This window comes from Actinosynnema sp. NPDC023658 (assembly GCF_040639995.1).
Taxonomy (GTDB): domain Bacteria; phylum Actinomycetota; class Actinomycetes; order Mycobacteriales; family Pseudonocardiaceae; genus Actinosynnema.
Window position 1 is genome coordinate 1 of sequence record NZ_JBFAAX010001324.1, and the last position, 1,319, is coordinate 1,319.

Consider the following 1,319-nt stretch of genomic DNA (forward strand, 5'->3'; position numbering starts at 1 on the left):
CCTGGTCGGCGGCGGCGGGTTCGGTGTCGGCGGGGCGGTCGCGGCGGGCGTCGGCGTCGACCCGGTCCTCGGGGCGGGGCAGGTTGGGCGCGGGGTTGGTGGAGGTGCCGCGGGTGCCGTACCGGGACCCGGAGACCGCCGTGCTGACCGACCCGGAGGTGCCGGAGGCGAAGCGGTTCTGCTCGGGCTGCGGCCGGGAGGTCGGGCGCGGCCGGGACGGCGTGCCGGGTCTGGTGGAGGGGGTCTGCGCGCACTGCGGGCACCACTACTCGTTCACGCCGAAGCTGGCGCCGGGCGAGGTGCTGCACGATCAGTACGAGGTGCTGGGGTGCCTGGCGCACGGCGGGCTGGGGTGGATCTACCTGGCGGCCGACCACGCGGTCAGCGACCGGTGGGTGGTGCTCAAGGGCCTGTTGGACTCCGGTGACGCGGACGCGATGGCGGCGGCGAGGGCGGAGCGCCGGTTCCTGGCGGAGGTGGAGCACCCGAACATCGTCAAGATCCACAATTTCGTGCGGCACGCCGACCGGGTCAGCGGCGAGCTGGTCGACTACATCGTGATGGAGTACGTCGGCGGCACGTCGGTGAAGGACCTGGTCAAGCAGTCGCGGGCTGACGGCGCGGGCACCGGGTCGCTGCCGGTGGCGCAGGCGATCGCCTACGCGCTGGAGGTGCTGCCGGCGTTGGGCTACCTGCACTCGGTGGGGTTGCTGTACTGCGACTTCAAACCGGACAACGTGATCCAGACCGAGGAGCAGTTGAAGCTGATCGACCTGGGGGCGGTGCGGCGGATCGGGGACCGCCACTCCCCCATCTACGGCACCGTCGGCTACCAGGCGCCGGAGATCGGCCGGACCGGCCCGTCGGTGGCCTCCGACCTGTACACGGTGGGTCGGGCGTTGGCGGTGATGAGCTTCGGGTTCGACTTCCGGGGTCGGTTCACGGAGTCGTTGCCGGGGCCGGAGGAGCAGCCGTTGCTGCGCGAGCACGACTCGTTGCACCGGTTCCTGCTGCGGGCGACCCATCCAGACCCGGAGCAGCGGTTCGTCGCGGCCGAGGAGATGGCCGAGCAGTTGACCGGTGTGCTGCGGGAGGTGCTGGCGCAGCAGGACGGTGTGCCCAGGCCGGGTGTGTCGTTGCAGTTCACGCCGGAGCGGCGGGCGTTCGGCACGGAGGGCGGGTTGGACGTGCGGGCGGTGGCGACGGGGCTGCCGGTGCCGCAGGTGGACACCTCCGACGCGGCGGCGGGTTTCCTGGCGACGGCGGCGACGACGGGTGATCCGGACGAGGTGGTGGCGGCGTTGCGGGCGGCGCCGGTG

1 protein-coding gene is annotated in these 1,319 nt (G+C 72.7%); it reads left to right on the forward strand.

Features of this window, described 5'->3' with window-relative positions; all coding sequences use genetic code 11:
- Nucleotides 1–23: 23 nt before the first annotated feature.
- Nucleotides 24–1,319 (forward strand): serine/threonine protein kinase (locus AB0G02_RS40670; protein WP_360806018.1); only part of this gene is annotated, 1,296 nt, incomplete at its 3' end.